Source organism: Sphingobium sp. B11D3D, assembly GCF_025961755.1.
Taxonomy (GTDB): Bacteria; Pseudomonadota; Alphaproteobacteria; order Sphingomonadales; family Sphingomonadaceae; genus Sphingobium.
In genome coordinates, this window is record NZ_JAOQOG010000001.1 from 16236 (window position 1) to 29660 (window position 13425).

Sequence of the window (13425 nt, forward strand, 5' to 3'; positions counted from 1 at the left end):
TTCCCGTCACGGGACGAGGGGGACTGTTGCAGCATCAACAAAAATAGGGGCTTGCGCCAGACTTTCAGCCTTAATTTACCATGGGCCGTTAACCCGGCGATCCATGACGGCAAGCGCAAAACGCGAGACGGAGCATGTAGAGGCAGCGGCACGCCCGCGGCCTTCGCCCTTTGACGCCTCCATGACAGCGCCCTCGCCGGCAGTCGACGACCTGCGCGGCTACACCGCCTTCCTCAAGGCGCTCCCCTATCCCGCCGCGCTGTTGACCCAATCCCCCTCAGGCCTGCACGTTCTGGTCGGCAATGCGGAGTTTTTCAGCTTCGTCGAGGATCAGGCCGCCAACGAATTGCTCGACAGTGAGGACAGCCAGCGCAGGCAGCGCAACTGGCGGCACCGCGCGCAGGCGATGTTCGATTCGCAGCGCCGCTCCGACCGCTTCGAACTGGAATTCCACGACCGGCTCGGGCTGCGGGCCTACAGCTGCTCGCTGACCTGGGTTGAGGAAGACGATGCGCAGCCCGCCCGGCTGGTGCTCTTCACCGCAACCGACCGCACCAGCGAGCGCAATGCGGAAAGCACATTGCGCAAGGAGCTGATGACGGACAGCCTGACCTCGCTGCCCAACCGTATCGGCTTTGTGGAGCAGATCGAAGGCCTCGCCGAAAACGGCCGCCCGGCCGCCAGCAAGGCGACCTATGCGATCATCGGCTTCGATCTCGTGCGCTTCAGCCGCATCAACGAATCGCTGGGCGCCATGGCGGGCGACGAGCTGATCATCACGGTCGCGCGGCGCGTCAAATCCGTGCTGCGGGCGGGCGACGTGCTGGCCCGAATCGGCGGCAACGAGTTCGCCATCTTCGCCCATGTCGGCCACGGCCTGTCCGAAGTGCTCCAGATCGCCGAGCGCGTGCGCAAGGCGTTCGAGGCACCGATCCGCCTCTCCACCTATCTCATCAACGTCGAGGTCGCGCTGGGCTGTGCGCTGGCGCAGGAAGACAGCGACGATATCGAGCGGCTGCTCCGGCAGGCGCAGGCGGCTGTGAAGCGCGCCAAGAAATCCGGCGCGCTGGAGGTCTACCGCGCCAATGTGCTGCGCGAGGCGCTCAAGCGCTTCACGCTGGAGAACCGCCTGCGCGAGGCGATCGACAATGGCGAGCTGACCATGGTGTTCCAGCCGCTGATCAACCTGCAGACCGGCGCGGTGAAGGGCTTCGAGGCGCTCACCCGCTGGGAAGATTCGGTGCTGGGGCAGGTGTCCCCCAATGAGTTCATCCCGGTCGCCGAGGAATCGGGGCTGATCGTGCCGCTGGGGCGCTGGGCAATGTGCGAGTGCGTGCAGACCCTCGCGGATTGGGACAGGCGGTTCGGCGAAACCCTGCCGATCACCATGAACGTCAACCTCTCACCGGTGCAGATGGTGCGCGACAATGTGCCCCGCGCGGTGGAGGAAGCGCTGCGCTATGCCGGCATTGCCGGCAACCGCCTGATCATCGAGCTGACCGAAAGCGCGCTCATCGCCGACCCTGACAAGACCCGGCAATTGCTGGGCGCACTGCAGGCGATGGACGTGACGGTGGCGATGGACGATTTCGGCACCGGCTTTTCCAACCTCGCCAGCCTCCAGTCGCTCCCCATCGACGTGCTCAAGATCGACCGCAGCTTCGTGACGGACATGATCGGCGATGCTGACAAGATCGCCATCGTGCGCGCCATCGTCAGCCTTGCAGGCGCGCTCGGCATGGAAACCACCGCGGAAGGCATCGAAACGCCGGACATGGCAGATGCCCTGCGCAAGCTCGGCTGCCATTTCGGTCAGGGCTATCATTTCGCGCGCCCCCTGCCGCCGCAGGAGGCCTTCCACTACTGGCTGGAGCGCAGCGCCGCCCCGACCATCTGACGCGCCATCTCGCGCGTCTCATCCGGCGCGGGAAAGCCCCGGTCGATCCACGCTCTCTCCAGCGCCTGAAGCGTCCGCGCCACCAGCGGACCTGCCGTCAGCCCCATCGCAATCAGATCGCCTCCCGAAAGCGGCAGGCGCGGCGCCTGCCAGCCGATCAGCGCGGGCGCGCAATCGGGCGAAAAGGCCCGGCCCAGCAGGATGTGATCGACCGCGCTGTCCTCGCCCAGCGCATAGGCCAGCGCGTGCGGAGTGGCCGCCGAGGTCGGCGTAGCCGCCGCGCGCAAGCGCTGCCGCGCCTTGTTGGAGAGTCGCAGCCGGGCGCCGACCTGATCGGCCAGCGCGCCATCGGGCGGCAGCAGCGCCGCCAGACGACGCAAGCCTGCGGGCGCGATGCCCGTCGCCTGCTCGGCGGCGATCAGCGCGCGCAAGGCAATCACGCCCTGCGCATCGATCTCCGGCAGCACGGACGCCAGCACCCCATCGCCCACCATCGCCGCGATCACGTCCGCCGGGTCGGGCAGACCGAGCAGCTTGAGCATCTCGTCCGCGACGCGCTCGCGAGAGAGCGCCATGAGGCTGGTCGCGTGCGCCACGCAGGCGCGATAATCCGGCGTGTCACGATCCAGCGTGCCGAACCGGGCCGTAAAGCGGAAATAGCGCAGGATGCGCAGATGATCCTCGGCGATTCGCTGATTGGGATCACCGATGAAGCGCACGCGGCGAGCCAGCAGATCGGCGCGCCCGTCGAAATAATCGGACAAGGCGCCACTGGCGGGATCGGCATAAAGCGCGTTCATCGTGAAGTCGCGGCGGGCCGCGTCATCTCGCCAATCCGTGCCGAACGCGACCGTGGCCCGGCGCCCGTCGGTGGAAACATCCCGGCGCAATGTGGTGATCTCAATCGGGCGATGATCGAGAATGGCAGTGATCGTGCCATGCGCAATGCCGGTCGGCACGGCGCGCAGGCCAGCGGCCTTCACCCGGCGGACCACCTCCTCCGGCAGATGGACGGTCGCGATGTCGATATCCTTGACCGCGATGCCCAGCAGCGCGTCCCGCACCGCGCCGCCGACGAAGCGGGCTTCGCCTTGGTCTGCGCCCAGCGCCTCGCAGAGCGCCAGCAGGCCCGGCCAGGCCCGCCATTCGGCATCGGGGAGCCGCTCGGGGAGGGGCGCGCTCATGCGGCCGCCTCGATGCGCCGGGCGAGGTTGACCAGCATCGCTGCCGTCACGCCCCAGATGCGGTGCTCCTGCCACAGAAACTCGTAATAGCTGCGCGTGCCGCCTTCCCAATCCACGGTGCGCAAGGCGCGGTTGGTGGGATCGAGCAGGAAATCGAGCGGCACCTCGAAGATGGCGTCAACCTCCGCCTCGGATGGCCGCAACGCCAGATCGGGCGGGACGATGCCGACAATCGGCTCGATCTCGAACCCCGTGCCGGTGCGGAAGCGATCCGACCGGCCCATCACCTCCACTGCCTCGGGCGGCAGCGCGATTTCCTCATGCGCCTCGCGCAGGGCCGCCTCCACCGCGTCACGGTCGCCCGGGTCCAGCCGGCCACCAGGAAAGGCGACCTGCCCGGCATGGGCGCGCAGCCCCGCGTGGCGCAGGGTGAAGATCATGCCCGGATCAGGGCGGTCGGTCACCGCGATCAGCACCGCCGCGGGGGTGAATGGCCCCTCCGGCTCGGGCCGGTTGCGATACAGGAAGAAATCATGTGTATGCGCCGAGTCGAATTCCGGCCGCAACGAGGCCGTCAGCCGGTCCCGCCAGCTCATGCCGTCGTCTCCAGCGCGTGAAAGACGCCGCCGCTCCACAGGCCCAGGGGATCGTGCCCCTCCGCAATGGCAAGATCGGCCAGCGCATAATAGACCGGGCGGATCAGCCGCGCGCGCAGGCCAGCCTCCAGCCCGAGCGCGGGACGCGGCCCCGCCGCATTCTCTTCCATCCCGAGCGGATGGGCGCCGTCAGCCGTGACCCACTGCCCGGTCGCCCCGATACGGAACTGCAGCGTGCGCGCCTGCCCGTCCCCATCGCTCGCCATTTCCACCGCGAACAAAGGCGCGTCCTCGACCTCAATGTCGAGCATCTCGACCGGCGTCACCAGCACATGCCGCCCGTCCGGCTCGCGCCGCAACAGGCGCGCGAACAGGCTCACCAGTTCGGGGCGGCGGATTTCGCGCTCTTCATGAAACCAGCGGCCCTGCGCATCGATTCGCATGGCGCTGTGCCCGCAGCGCGTGGGCGACCAGTCCATAACCGGATAGGGACGCGCCGGATCGGCATCCTGCGGGACGCCGGCAATGGGCAGATCGGAACCGGGATCGAGAGGCGCAACCATGCGCTGCAGATAGGCAAGGCCAGCCGGCTTGGCAAAGGGCGTCTCGCACCGGTGCCACATGGCGTCCGCCGCGATCAACGCGCTCAGACCGCCGGCGTGGCCGTCGCCCCCGCCACCAGGGCCGTGCCGCGCGGGCCAAGACTGCCGGCGGAGGGCAGCACCACGCCGGGCGCCGCGCGGGTCAGCAAGCGGTGCCGCTCGACCGGACCGGGCACGGCCCAATCCCCCGTTGCATCGGCCGTTAAGCCCCAGAAGCGGCCATAATATTCGGGATCGCCGATCATCACCAGCGGATCGCCCGGATGCAGATCGACGGTTTCGATCAGCCGGTCCATCAGCGCGCGGCCGGTGCCATGGCGCTGCATCGCTGGGACCACCGCGACCGGCCCGACCATGATCAGCGGTGTCTCGCGACCGTCCGGGCCGTGCAGGGCCACCGGCCAGCTTTGCAGCGTGCCGATCAATTGCCCGTCCGAATCGAAGGCGGCGAAGGAGAGGTCCGTGAACCAGGCCATGCCCAGGCGGATGCGATAAGCCGTGCGGCCGTGGCGCGCCGGGCCAAATGCCGCATCGAGCAGCGCGGTGATCGCCGCGTCTCCGGTTCCTGCCAGCTCGCCGATCCGTGTCACCGCTTGCCGTCCGCCTTCCAAGCGGGCAATAGCGCCCGAGGCGGCGGCCTTTAGCGCTTCACGCCCAAATGAAAAGGGTTATTCGAGGCTATGATGGCGGGACGCGAGGCGGGAATGCCAGGAACGGGAGGGCACAGCGCCAATCCGGCAAACGGCGTGAATCCCATGGATGACATGCTGCTGCTTGAGATCGAGGATCTTGAGGTGGATGTGCTGACCGGCATCTATTCCGAGGAAACCCATCTGCCGCAGCCGCTGCGAATCAGCATTCGCGCCCTGCTCGAGCATCGCAGCCATTACGAGCCCAACACGCCGCTCAGCACGTCCAAAAACTATATGGACCTCAAGCATGCGGCGACCACGGCGATCACCCGGGGCCAGCACTTCATGCTGGTCGAGGCCGTGGCCGATCACATCATCGACACCATCTTCCTGCAGGACCGCAAGGCGCGCCACGTGACGGTGAAGATCGTCAAGCTGGCCCTCTCCGAGCGGAACGAGAAGATCGGCGTCACCCTCTCCCGCTGGCGGAAATAGGGTTCGCAGACCCACATTCCTCCGCCCGTTCGTGTCGAGCGAAGTCGAGACACGTTAGAACAGCGCTCGCGTGTCTCGACTCGCTCGACACGAACGGGATGTGCTTGGTGAAAACCTAACCCTTCTTCAGCCCGATCTCGCGCAGCCGCTCATGCAGATAATCATGCGCGCTGATCGGCGGTTCACGCAGCGGATTTTCCGCGCTCACGCATTGCGGCAGCGCCTCGATCATCACGTCCGGCTCGAGATGCAGGAAGAAAGGCATGGAATAGCGCGGGATGTGCCGGCGCTCGGGCGGGGGATTGACGACGCGGTGGCTGGTCGAGGGCAGCACATGATTGGTCAGCCGCTGCAGCATATCGCCGACATTGATGACCAGCGCGCCAGCGGGCGGCGTGGCCGGAATCCACTCGCCCTCGCGCGTCAGCAGCTGCAGCCCGCCTTCCTCGGCGCCGAGCAGCAGGGTGATGAGGTTGATATCCTCATGCGCGCCGGCGCGAATGCCCGGCGCCTGCGCGGAGACGGGCGGATAATGCAGCAGCCGCAGGATGGAATTGCCCTCGTCGATCTTGGCGTCGAACCAGTCCGGCGCCAGGCCGAGATGGCGCGCGACGCCGGAGAGGATGCGCGCGCCCACGGCATCGAACGCCGCGAACAGCGCCGTAAAAGTCTCCTCGAACCCCGCGATCTCGCCCGGCCAGATGTTGGGCGGCATATCGGCGGCGAGCGGATGACCGGCCGGCAGGGCGCGGCCGACATGCCAGAATTCCTTGAGGTCGTTCTCGCTGGCGCCCTTGGCGACCTCTGTCCCGAACGCCGTGTAGCCGCGCTGTCCCGCGCCGCCGGGCACGAGATAGGCGCGCTTGACCGGATCGGGCAGCGCGAAGAATGCCTTTGCCAGCGCCCAGCCGCGCGCCACGAGGTCCGGGTCCATCCCATGATCGGTGACGATGGCGAAGCCATATTCGCGGAAGCTGCTGCCGATCGCATCGGCGAAATCCTGCGGCGAGAGGCGCGCGAGCGAGAGAGTGGGGACATGCCCCAGCGGATCGGATGACGTCATGACGGTCTCACTCGAACGTGAAATGATGATGCCTGACTAGGCGTTCGCGGCGCGGCTGTCACGCCGGGCCTGGCGGACGGAAGGCCCTTGCACGCCGCGTACCGGCATGGAATGGCGCCCGGGCAGGCTGGCAAAGGAGGATCGATCGCCCATGCGCTACTGGCTGATGAAATCGGAGCCCGATGTGTTCTCCTGGGACGATCTGGTCGAGAAGGGTCGCGCCGAGTGGGACGGGGTCCGCAACCATGCCGCCAAGCTGAACATGAAGGCCATGGAGGTCGGTGACCAGGCGCTGTTCTATCACAGCAATATCGGCGTCGAATGCGTTGGCATCATGGAGATCGTCCGCGGGGCCGAGCAGGACAGCACGGATGAAACCGGCAAGTGGTTCGCGGTGGAAGTCGCGCCGGTGCGCAAACTCGCCAAGCCGGTCACGCTCAAGCAGATCAAGGCCGATCCTGCATTTGCGAACATGGCTTTGGTGCGACAATCGCGCCTGTCCGTGTCGTCGGTGAGCGACGTGGAATTCCAGAGGATCGTTGATTTATCGGAGCAATAAGCATTCCCGATTGAATGCGCGGGCCACAACGATTGCAGTTTTTGCATTCGTCGCTCGGCGTTTGCAATTGAACTTTGCTGCGTTGCAACACAAATGGCCTCCAGAGACCCGGGCGCTGCGCCCGATCAATTCCGGGAGCCACGACATGACCATTCTCAAGAAGATTTTTGCTGCCTACATCTCTGCCGCTGCCATGAGCGTTCCGTTCGGCGGCCTGTAAGCAGATGACGCACGGCGCGACCCACTGAGGTCGCTCTGCTGCAAATCAAAAGGCGACGCTGCAAGGCGTCGCCTTTTTTGTGCGCCTTTTTGCTGGCGCATCTGCGGCCGCTTCCCTACAGCGCGGAACAAGGATCGGCCCGGCGCGGATTATCCCCGGACTTATCCACACTCATCCACAGTTTTGATCGCGGTCCCCGCATTGCAGCGGCGGATAATGCTTTGCACGACTCGATTCTCGTGAGACCATCAAGCCATAGAGAGACAGAAATATTCTGTTAAATCAGAATGTTGAGTTGATCTTACGGACCAAGACCTGCGCGCGGTGACGTGCTCAGCGCGTTGGTTCGGCCCGCCGCCGACCGCAGGATCACGCTTCCCCCGGGAACAGGATCGCGAGGCAGCGGGAAGGATGCAGGCTCTGCCGTCTAGGCATGATCCCGCATCCGCAAAGGCCGGCACGGCTTGCCCTTCGGGCGAGCCTCGCGCGGTCGATCCGAAGGCGGCCTGCCGCAGCCGGATCAGCACGTCGGACTTCCGCAAGGAATAGGACGTGAGGCGCACGATCTGACGATCGAGAGCGTCGTGCCAGACGCTGGATGTCCCGGAGACGGGCTGGAAGGCGATGGCATCGTGGGGGCCGGTAGCGATGCCGGCCCCCATTTTCATGAGTCGCGCGCGGTGAAAACCCCCGCACGCCCGGCCTTCGATCAGACCATCAGCGCCTCGGCCTCATCCAGCGTATCCGACAGGAGCTGGACGACGGCACGATAGGGCTCCGGCCCCGCCATGTTCAGCCCCGCGCGCTTGAGGATCTCGACCGGATAATCCGAGCCGCCGGCCTTGAGCACGGCCAGATAATTGTCCCGCGCCTTCGCCCCGCCGCGCTTGATTTCACCGGCGAAATAGACGGCGGCGGAGAAGCAGGTGGCATATTGGTAGACGTAGAAGCTGTTGTAGAAGTGCGGAATATAGGCCCATTCATTGCCATAGGCCGGCTCCATGCCGACCTTCGGCCCATGGTAGCGCGCCAGCAGATCGGTGTAGAGCGTGGTGAAGGCGCCACCCGACAGACCATCGCCCGCCTCGGCCCGGTCATGCGCCACCAGCTCAAACTCGGCAAACATCGTCTGGCGGAAGAAGGTGCCGCGAATATTCTCCATCCGCTGGCCGAGATAGAAGAGCTTCTCCTCGCGCGTCTTGGCCTGCGACTCCATATAATCGAGCAGCAGCAGCTCGTTCAGCGTCGAGGCGATTTCGGCGGTGAAGATCGGATAATCCGCTTTCTCGAAAGGTTGCGCGGCATTGGCGAGCAGGCTGTGCATGGCATGGCCCCACTCATGCGCATAGGTGCTCAGGCTCTCATATTCGTCGCTCAGGTTGAGCAGCAGATAGGGATGCACGTCATAGGCGCTGGACTGCATATAGGCGCCCGGCCGCTTGCCGGGCCGTGGCCACGGGTCCATCCACCGCGCAGCCGTCGCGCGTGAGAGAGAGGCGGCATAATCGGGGCCCAGCGGCTGCACCGCAGCAAGCGTCAGTCGACGCATCTCGTCGAGCGAGAAGCGGCGCCCCGTTTCGACCAGCGGCGGATAGATATCGTAATAATGGAGGTCCGGCAGCTTGAGCATCCGGCGGCGCAGCTCGAAATAACGGTGAAGCTGGGGCAGGCCCTTGTTCGTTTCCGCCACCAAGGTGCGATAGACGCCCTCAGGCACATTCGATCCGGCGAGGGCCGACGCCAGCGCGGTGGGATATTTGCGCGCCTTCGCATCGAAGATATTGCCGCGGACCTGCGCCAGATAGGTCGCACCGAAGCTGTTGCGGAACTCCCCATAGGTCTTCCAGAAGGCATCGAACACCGCCTTGCGATCCGCCCGCTCGGGCGCCGCGCGGTGGACGGTATAGCCCTGATTGTCGAGCTTCACTTTTTCGCCGGTGGACAGGGTGATGCTGGGCCAGGGGATGTCCGAGCTGCGCAACTGGTCCGAAATGTCGCCCGGCGCCGAGAGCACGGATGTTGCGCTCGCCAGCAGCCCTTCGCCTTCCGGCGAGAGGGTATGCGGCGCGCGACGCAGCATGTCGGCCAGCGCATGATCGAACCGATCGCGCAACACGGCATTCCCGGCGATGAACTGCTTGATCTTCGCCTCGCCAATGCTGAGCACTTCCGGCGCGATCCAGGCGCTGGCCTCGCTGAACGCGGTGAACAGGTCAACCGCCTGCCCCTGCTTCTCCTGGTTCGCAGAGACGCGCACATCCTCGTCGGCACGCAGGCTGGCATAGACATAGACGCGCAGAATCTGCCGGTAGAGGTCGGACTGCATGGTGAAGGCCGCCGCGAGCGTCTCGGCACTTTCGCCGAGCCGCCCCTTATAGGCCGCCATGCCCTTGACCGCCTCGAGCGCGGACCGGCGGGCGCTGTCCCATGCGGCATCATCGGCATAAAGCGCGCTGAGATCCCAGGTGAGATCCCGGTTGGAGGCGGTTTGCGCGGCGAGCGAGGCGGGCGCCAGCGCGGCGAGGCCGGCAATGGCGGCGGCGGCCACGGCTTCGCGGCGGGAAAGGTCGGTCATGCGGTCATCCTGATCGGGCGCCGCGGAACAGGCAGCGCCAGGTTGCGATGTCCTACTGTGTCGGCATTGCGCGCCGATGGGAAGATGCTTGTGCGAAACCGGCGGCGCCCGCACGGCCCGCCGTTGCCCAAAGGAAAAGGCCGCCGGTTTCCCGACGGCCTTCCCTGATACCAAAACGGTGAACTTCTTAGAAGTCCATGCCGCCCATGCCACCCATGCCGCCGGGCATGCCAGCCGGAGCCGAGGACTTGTCCTCGGGCAGCTCGGCAATGGTCGCCTCGGTGGTGATGAGCAGACCGGCAACCGAAGCCGCGTCCTGCAGAGCCGCGCGCACAACCTTGGTCGGGTCGATCACGCCGGCTTCCACCAGGTTCTCATAGACGTCGGTCGAAGCGTTGAAGCCCCGGGTCTCGTCATTTTCGCGCAGCAGGTTGCCAGCGACGACGGCACCGTCGAAGCCCGCATTCTGGGCGATCTGACGCAGCGGCGCTTCGATGGCCTTGCGGATTATGTCGATGCCGCGGGTCTGATCGTCATTGACGCCCTTGAGGCCGGCCAGCGCCTTGGTGGCGTACAGCAGGGCCGTACCGCCGCCGGGGACAATGCCTTCCTCGACAGCTGCGCGGGTGGCGTGCAGCGCATCGTCAACGCGATCCTTGCGCTCCTTCACCTCGACCTCGGACGCACCGCCAACCTTGATGACGGCCACGCCGCCAGCCAGCTTGGCCAGACGCTCCTGCAGCTTCTCGCGGTCATAGTCGGACGTGGTCGTCTCGATCTGCGCGCGGATCTGCTCGGTGCGGCCCTTGATGGCATCCGCATCGCCAGCGCCATCGACGATGGTGGTGTTGTCCTTGTCGATGGTGACGCGCTTGGCGGTGCCGAGCATGCCGACCGTGACGTTCTCGAGCTTGATGCCGAGATCTTCGGAGATCACCTCGCCCTTGGTGAGGACGGCGATGTCTTCCAGCATGGCCTTGCGACGGTCACCGAAGCCCGGCGCCTTCACGGCAGCGACCTTCAGGCCACCACGCAGCTTGTTGACGACGAGCGTGGCCAGAGCCTCACCCTCGATGTCCTCGGCGATGATGAGCAGCGGACGGCCCGACTGCACCACAGCCTCCAGGATGGGAAGCAGCGCCTGCAGCGAGGAGAGCTTCTTCTCGTGGATGAGGATGTAGGGGTCAGCCAGCTCGACCTGCATCTTCTCGGGGTTGGTGATGAAGTAGGGCGAGAGGTAGCCGCGGTCGAACTGCATGCCTTCCACGACGTCCAGCTCGAAATCGAGGCCCTTGGCTTCCTCGACCGTGATCACGCCTTCCTTGCCAACCTTTTCCATGGCCTCGGCGATCTTCTCGCCGACTTCGGTGTCGCCATTGGCCGAGATGATGCCGACCTGGGCGATTTCCTTGTTGCCGGAAACGGCCTTGGAGCGGGCCTTGAGGTCCTCGACAACCTTGGTCACAGCGAGGTCGATGCCGCGCTTAAGGTCCATCGGGTTCATGCCGGCCGCAACCGACTTCATGCCCTCGCGCACGATCGCCTGGGCGAGAACGGTCGCGGTGGTGGTGCCGTCACCGGCAATGTCGTTGGTCTTCGAGGCCACTTCGCGCACCATCTGGGCGCCCATGTTCTCGAACTTATCCTTGAGCTCGATTTCCTTGGCGACCGACACACCGTCCTTGGTGATGCGGGGGGCGCCGAAGCTCTTGTCGATCACAACGTTACGGCCCTTGGGACCGAGGGTGACCTTCACTGCATCGGCGAGAATGTCCACGCCGCGCAGGATGCGCTCACGGGCATCGCGGGAAAATTTGACGTCCTTGGCTGCCATGTTGCTAGTCCTTCCTTGAATTCAACGGAGTGCGAAAATCAGGCGATGACGCCCAGAATGTCGCTTTCCTTCATGATGAGCAGGTCTTCACCGTCGACCTTGACCTCGGTGCCGGACCACTTGCCGAACAGCACGCGGTCACCGGCCTTGACGTCGAGCGGCGTCACCTTGCCGTCTTCCGCCTTGGCGCCCGTGCCCACGGAGACGATCTCGCCTTCCTGCGGCTTTTCCTTGGCGCTGTCGGGAATGATGATGCCACCGGCAGTCTTCTCATCGGCTTCGATGCGGCGAACGAGCACGCGATCGTGCAGCGGACGAAATCCCATTATCCAAGTCCTTTCCATAGCGGCGGGCGCTGTCGATGTCCGATGGATCGCCCGGCCGGCCCTTGCCGAAGCCTGTGCGCACCCCGGATACCGACTCCGGCACCCCGCCTGTGAAACACTGTGTTAGCACTGTCAGTGAGTGAGTGCTAACGGCCGCCATATGGGTCGGTCGAACCCCACGTCAAGGCGCGGTGCAGCAAAAAACTATTCGTTCTTTTGCCGGCGCGGTGGACCGTTCGGCCTTCTCGGCCGTTGGACGGTATCGCGTCGAAGGCGTCGCGATCCATCGATGACGGTCACTCATCGGCCCTAAGGACCGGCTGAACGCCCCTAAATGATATTGCGAACTAATCGCAAAGAAAAGCCGGAATCTGGCCCGATCGTCATTGAACGGTAAGGAAATTGGGCCTATGGGCGCCTCATCGACCACCGCGCAAAGAAGGAGACGCGCATGGCCCGGAAGAAGATCGCGCTTATTGGTGCCGGCAATATCGGCGGCACGCTTGCTCACCTCGCGGCTCTCAAAGGGCTTGGCGATATCGTCCTGTTCGACGTGGTAGAAGGGATTCCCCAGGGCAAGGCGCTCGATCTTTCGCAGTGCGGTCCGGTCGAAGGCTTCGACGCCAAGATCACCGGCTCCAACGACTATGCGGACATTGCCGGTGCCGACGTCATCATCGTCACCGCCGGCGTCGCCCGCAAGCCGGGCATGAGCCGTGACGACCTGCTCGGCATCAACCTCAAGGTCATGAAGGCCGTCGGTGAGGGCATTCGCGACAATGCGCCCGACGCGTTCGTGATCTGCATCACCAACCCGCTCGACGCGATGGTCTGGGCGCTGCGCGAATTCTCCGGCCTGCCCCACAACAAGGTCGTCGGCATGGCCGGCGTGCTCGATTCGGCCCGGTTCAGCCACTTCATCGCCGAAGAGTTCGAAGTGTCCGCCAAGGACGTCACGACCTTCGTGCTCGGCGGCCATGGCGATACCATGGTGCCGGTCGTGCAATATTCCACGGTCGCCGGCATTCCCGTGCCCGACCTCATCAAGCAGGGCCGCTCCACCAAGGAGCGTATCGACGCCATCGTGCAGCGCACCCGTTCGGGCGGCGGCGAGATCGTCGGCCTGCTCAAGACCGGCTCGGCTTATTATGCGCCCGCGACCAGCGGAATCGCCATGGCGGAAGCCTATCTGGGCGACCAGAAGCGCCTGCTGCCCTGCGCCGCCTATGTCGAGGGCAAGTACGGCGTCGACGGCCTGTATGTCGGCGTACCGGTGATCATCGGCAAGGACGGCGTCGAGCAGATCGTCGAGATCGAGCTGGATGACGAAGCGAAGGGCAACCTCCAGGTCAGCGTCGATGCGGTCAAGGAACTGCTGGTGGCGTGCAAGGGCATCGATCCGAGCCTGGCCTAAGCGATGACGCGCATCGCTTGCTCTTCCT

Annotated in this window: 13 protein-coding genes; 5 read left to right on the forward strand and 8 right to left on the reverse strand. The window is 65.2% G+C overall.

The window, feature by feature from the left end:
* Nucleotides 1-181: 181 nt before the first annotated feature.
* Nucleotides 182-1897: a putative bifunctional diguanylate cyclase/phosphodiesterase gene (locus M2334_RS00090; protein ID WP_264604504.1), complete on the forward strand. Its 1716-nt coding sequence runs from the start codon at nt 182-184 to the stop codon at nt 1895-1897.
* Here M2334_RS00090 and M2334_RS00095 read toward each other — a convergent pair.
* The 4 genes from M2334_RS00095 to M2334_RS00110 are packed head-to-tail and all read right to left on the reverse strand — an operon-like array spanning nt 1861 to nt 4869.
* Nucleotides 1861-3081: a CCA tRNA nucleotidyltransferase gene (locus M2334_RS00095; RefSeq protein WP_264604506.1), complete on the reverse strand. Its 1221-nt coding sequence runs from the start codon at nt 3079-3081 to the stop codon at nt 1861-1863. The genes M2334_RS00090 and M2334_RS00095 overlap by 37 nt on opposite strands.
* Nucleotides 3078-3677 (reverse strand): CoA pyrophosphatase, encoded by a 600-nt coding sequence (locus tag M2334_RS00100; protein ID WP_264574110.1) that lies wholly within the window; start codon nt 3675-3677, stop codon nt 3078-3080. The genes M2334_RS00095 and M2334_RS00100 overlap by 4 nt, the downstream gene beginning before the upstream one ends.
* On the reverse strand, nt 3674-4300 hold the full coding sequence (locus tag M2334_RS00105) for a DUF1285 domain-containing protein (RefSeq protein ID WP_264604508.1): 627 nt from the start codon (nt 4298-4300) through the stop codon (nt 3674-3676). Before M2334_RS00105 ends, M2334_RS00100 begins: the two co-directional genes overlap by 4 nt.
* 23 nt (nt 4301-4323) lie before the next feature.
* On the reverse strand, nt 4324-4869 hold the full coding sequence (locus tag M2334_RS00110) for a GNAT family N-acetyltransferase (protein ID WP_264604509.1): 546 nt from the start codon (nt 4867-4869) through the stop codon (nt 4324-4326).
* A 165-nt stretch (nt 4870-5034) separates the two neighbouring features.
* On the opposite strand from M2334_RS00110, the gene M2334_RS00115 reads away from it, so the two are divergent.
* Nucleotides 5035-5406, forward strand: coding sequence for a dihydroneopterin aldolase (locus M2334_RS00115; RefSeq protein WP_264593468.1), 372 nt, complete (start codon nt 5035-5037; stop codon nt 5404-5406).
* Nucleotides 5407-5521: 115 nt separating this feature from the next.
* Here the strand turns inward: M2334_RS00115 and M2334_RS00120 are convergent, their stop codons facing one another.
* The gene (locus tag M2334_RS00120; RefSeq protein ID WP_264576911.1) at nt 5522-6469 is read right to left on the reverse strand and encodes an isopenicillin N synthase family dioxygenase; all 948 of its coding nucleotides are present in this window, start codon (nt 6467-6469) and stop codon (nt 5522-5524) included.
* Between the two features lie 151 nt (nt 6470-6620).
* On the opposite strand from M2334_RS00120, the gene M2334_RS00125 reads away from it, so the two are divergent.
* Both M2334_RS00125 and M2334_RS00130 read left to right on the forward strand, forming a co-directional pair.
* On the forward strand, nt 6621-7028 hold the full coding sequence (locus tag M2334_RS00125) for an EVE domain-containing protein (RefSeq protein ID WP_264593469.1): 408 nt from the start codon (nt 6621-6623) through the stop codon (nt 7026-7028).
* 67 nt (nt 7029-7095) lie between these two features.
* Nucleotides 7096-7248 (forward strand): hypothetical protein, encoded by a 153-nt coding sequence (locus tag M2334_RS00130; RefSeq protein ID WP_264604510.1) that lies wholly within the window; start codon nt 7096-7098, stop codon nt 7246-7248.
* A 709-nt stretch (nt 7249-7957) separates the two neighbouring features.
* Here the strand turns inward: M2334_RS00130 and pepF are convergent.
* The 3 genes from pepF to groES form a co-directional block, all read right to left on the reverse strand.
* Nucleotides 7958-9823, reverse strand: a complete 1866-nt coding sequence (gene pepF, locus M2334_RS00135) for an oligoendopeptidase F (protein ID WP_264604511.1) — start codon at nt 9821-9823, stop codon at nt 7958-7960.
* Nucleotides 9824-10010: 187 nt separating this feature from the next.
* Nucleotides 10011-11657, reverse strand: a complete 1647-nt coding sequence (gene groL, locus M2334_RS00140) for a chaperonin GroEL (protein WP_181560931.1) — start codon at nt 11655-11657, stop codon at nt 10011-10013.
* A gap of 38 nt (nt 11658-11695) precedes the next feature.
* A complete protein-coding gene (gene groES, locus M2334_RS00145; protein WP_181560932.1) occupies nt 11696-11983 on the reverse strand; it encodes a co-chaperone GroES in 288 nt (95 codons plus the stop codon).
* 451 nt (nt 11984-12434) lie between these two features.
* On the opposite strand from groES, the gene mdh reads away from it, so the two are divergent.
* On the forward strand, nt 12435-13397 hold the full coding sequence (gene mdh / locus M2334_RS00150; RefSeq protein ID WP_181560933.1) for a malate dehydrogenase: 963 nt from the start codon (nt 12435-12437) through the stop codon (nt 13395-13397).
* Nucleotides 13398-13425 lie beyond the last annotated feature (28 nt).

Bases quoted from the DNA above. Each gene is read 5' to 3' on its own strand.
- M2334_RS00090 (WP_264604504.1), top strand. From the start codon at position 182: ATGACAGCGCCCTCGCCGGCAGTCGACGACCTGCGCGGCTACACCGCC.
- M2334_RS00095 (WP_264604506.1), bottom strand. From the start codon at position 3,081: ATGAGCGCGCCCCTCCCCGAGCGGCTCCCCGATGCCGAATGGCGGGCC.
- M2334_RS00100 (WP_264574110.1), bottom strand. From the start codon at position 3,677: ATGAGCTGGCGGGACCGGCTGACGGCCTCGTTGCGGCCGGAATTCGAC.
- M2334_RS00105 (WP_264604508.1), bottom strand. From the start codon at position 4,300: ATGTGGCACCGGTGCGAGACGCCCTTTGCCAAGCCGGCTGGCCTTGCC.
- M2334_RS00115 (WP_264593468.1), top strand. From the start codon at position 5,035: ATGGATGACATGCTGCTGCTTGAGATCGAGGATCTTGAGGTGGATGTG.
- M2334_RS00120 (WP_264576911.1), bottom strand. From the start codon at position 6,469: ATGACGTCATCCGATCCGCTGGGGCATGTCCCCACTCTCTCGCTCGCG.
- M2334_RS00125 (WP_264593469.1), top strand. From the start codon at position 6,621: ATGCGCTACTGGCTGATGAAATCGGAGCCCGATGTGTTCTCCTGGGAC.
- pepF (WP_264604511.1), bottom strand. From the start codon at position 9,823: ATGACCGACCTTTCCCGCCGCGAAGCCGTGGCCGCCGCCGCCATTGCC.
- groL (WP_181560931.1), bottom strand. From the start codon at position 11,657: ATGGCAGCCAAGGACGTCAAATTTTCCCGCGATGCCCGTGAGCGCATC.
- groES (WP_181560932.1), bottom strand. From the start codon at position 11,983: ATGGGATTTCGTCCGCTGCACGATCGCGTGCTCGTTCGCCGCATCGAA.
- mdh (WP_181560933.1), top strand. From the start codon at position 12,435: ATGGCCCGGAAGAAGATCGCGCTTATTGGTGCCGGCAATATCGGCGGC.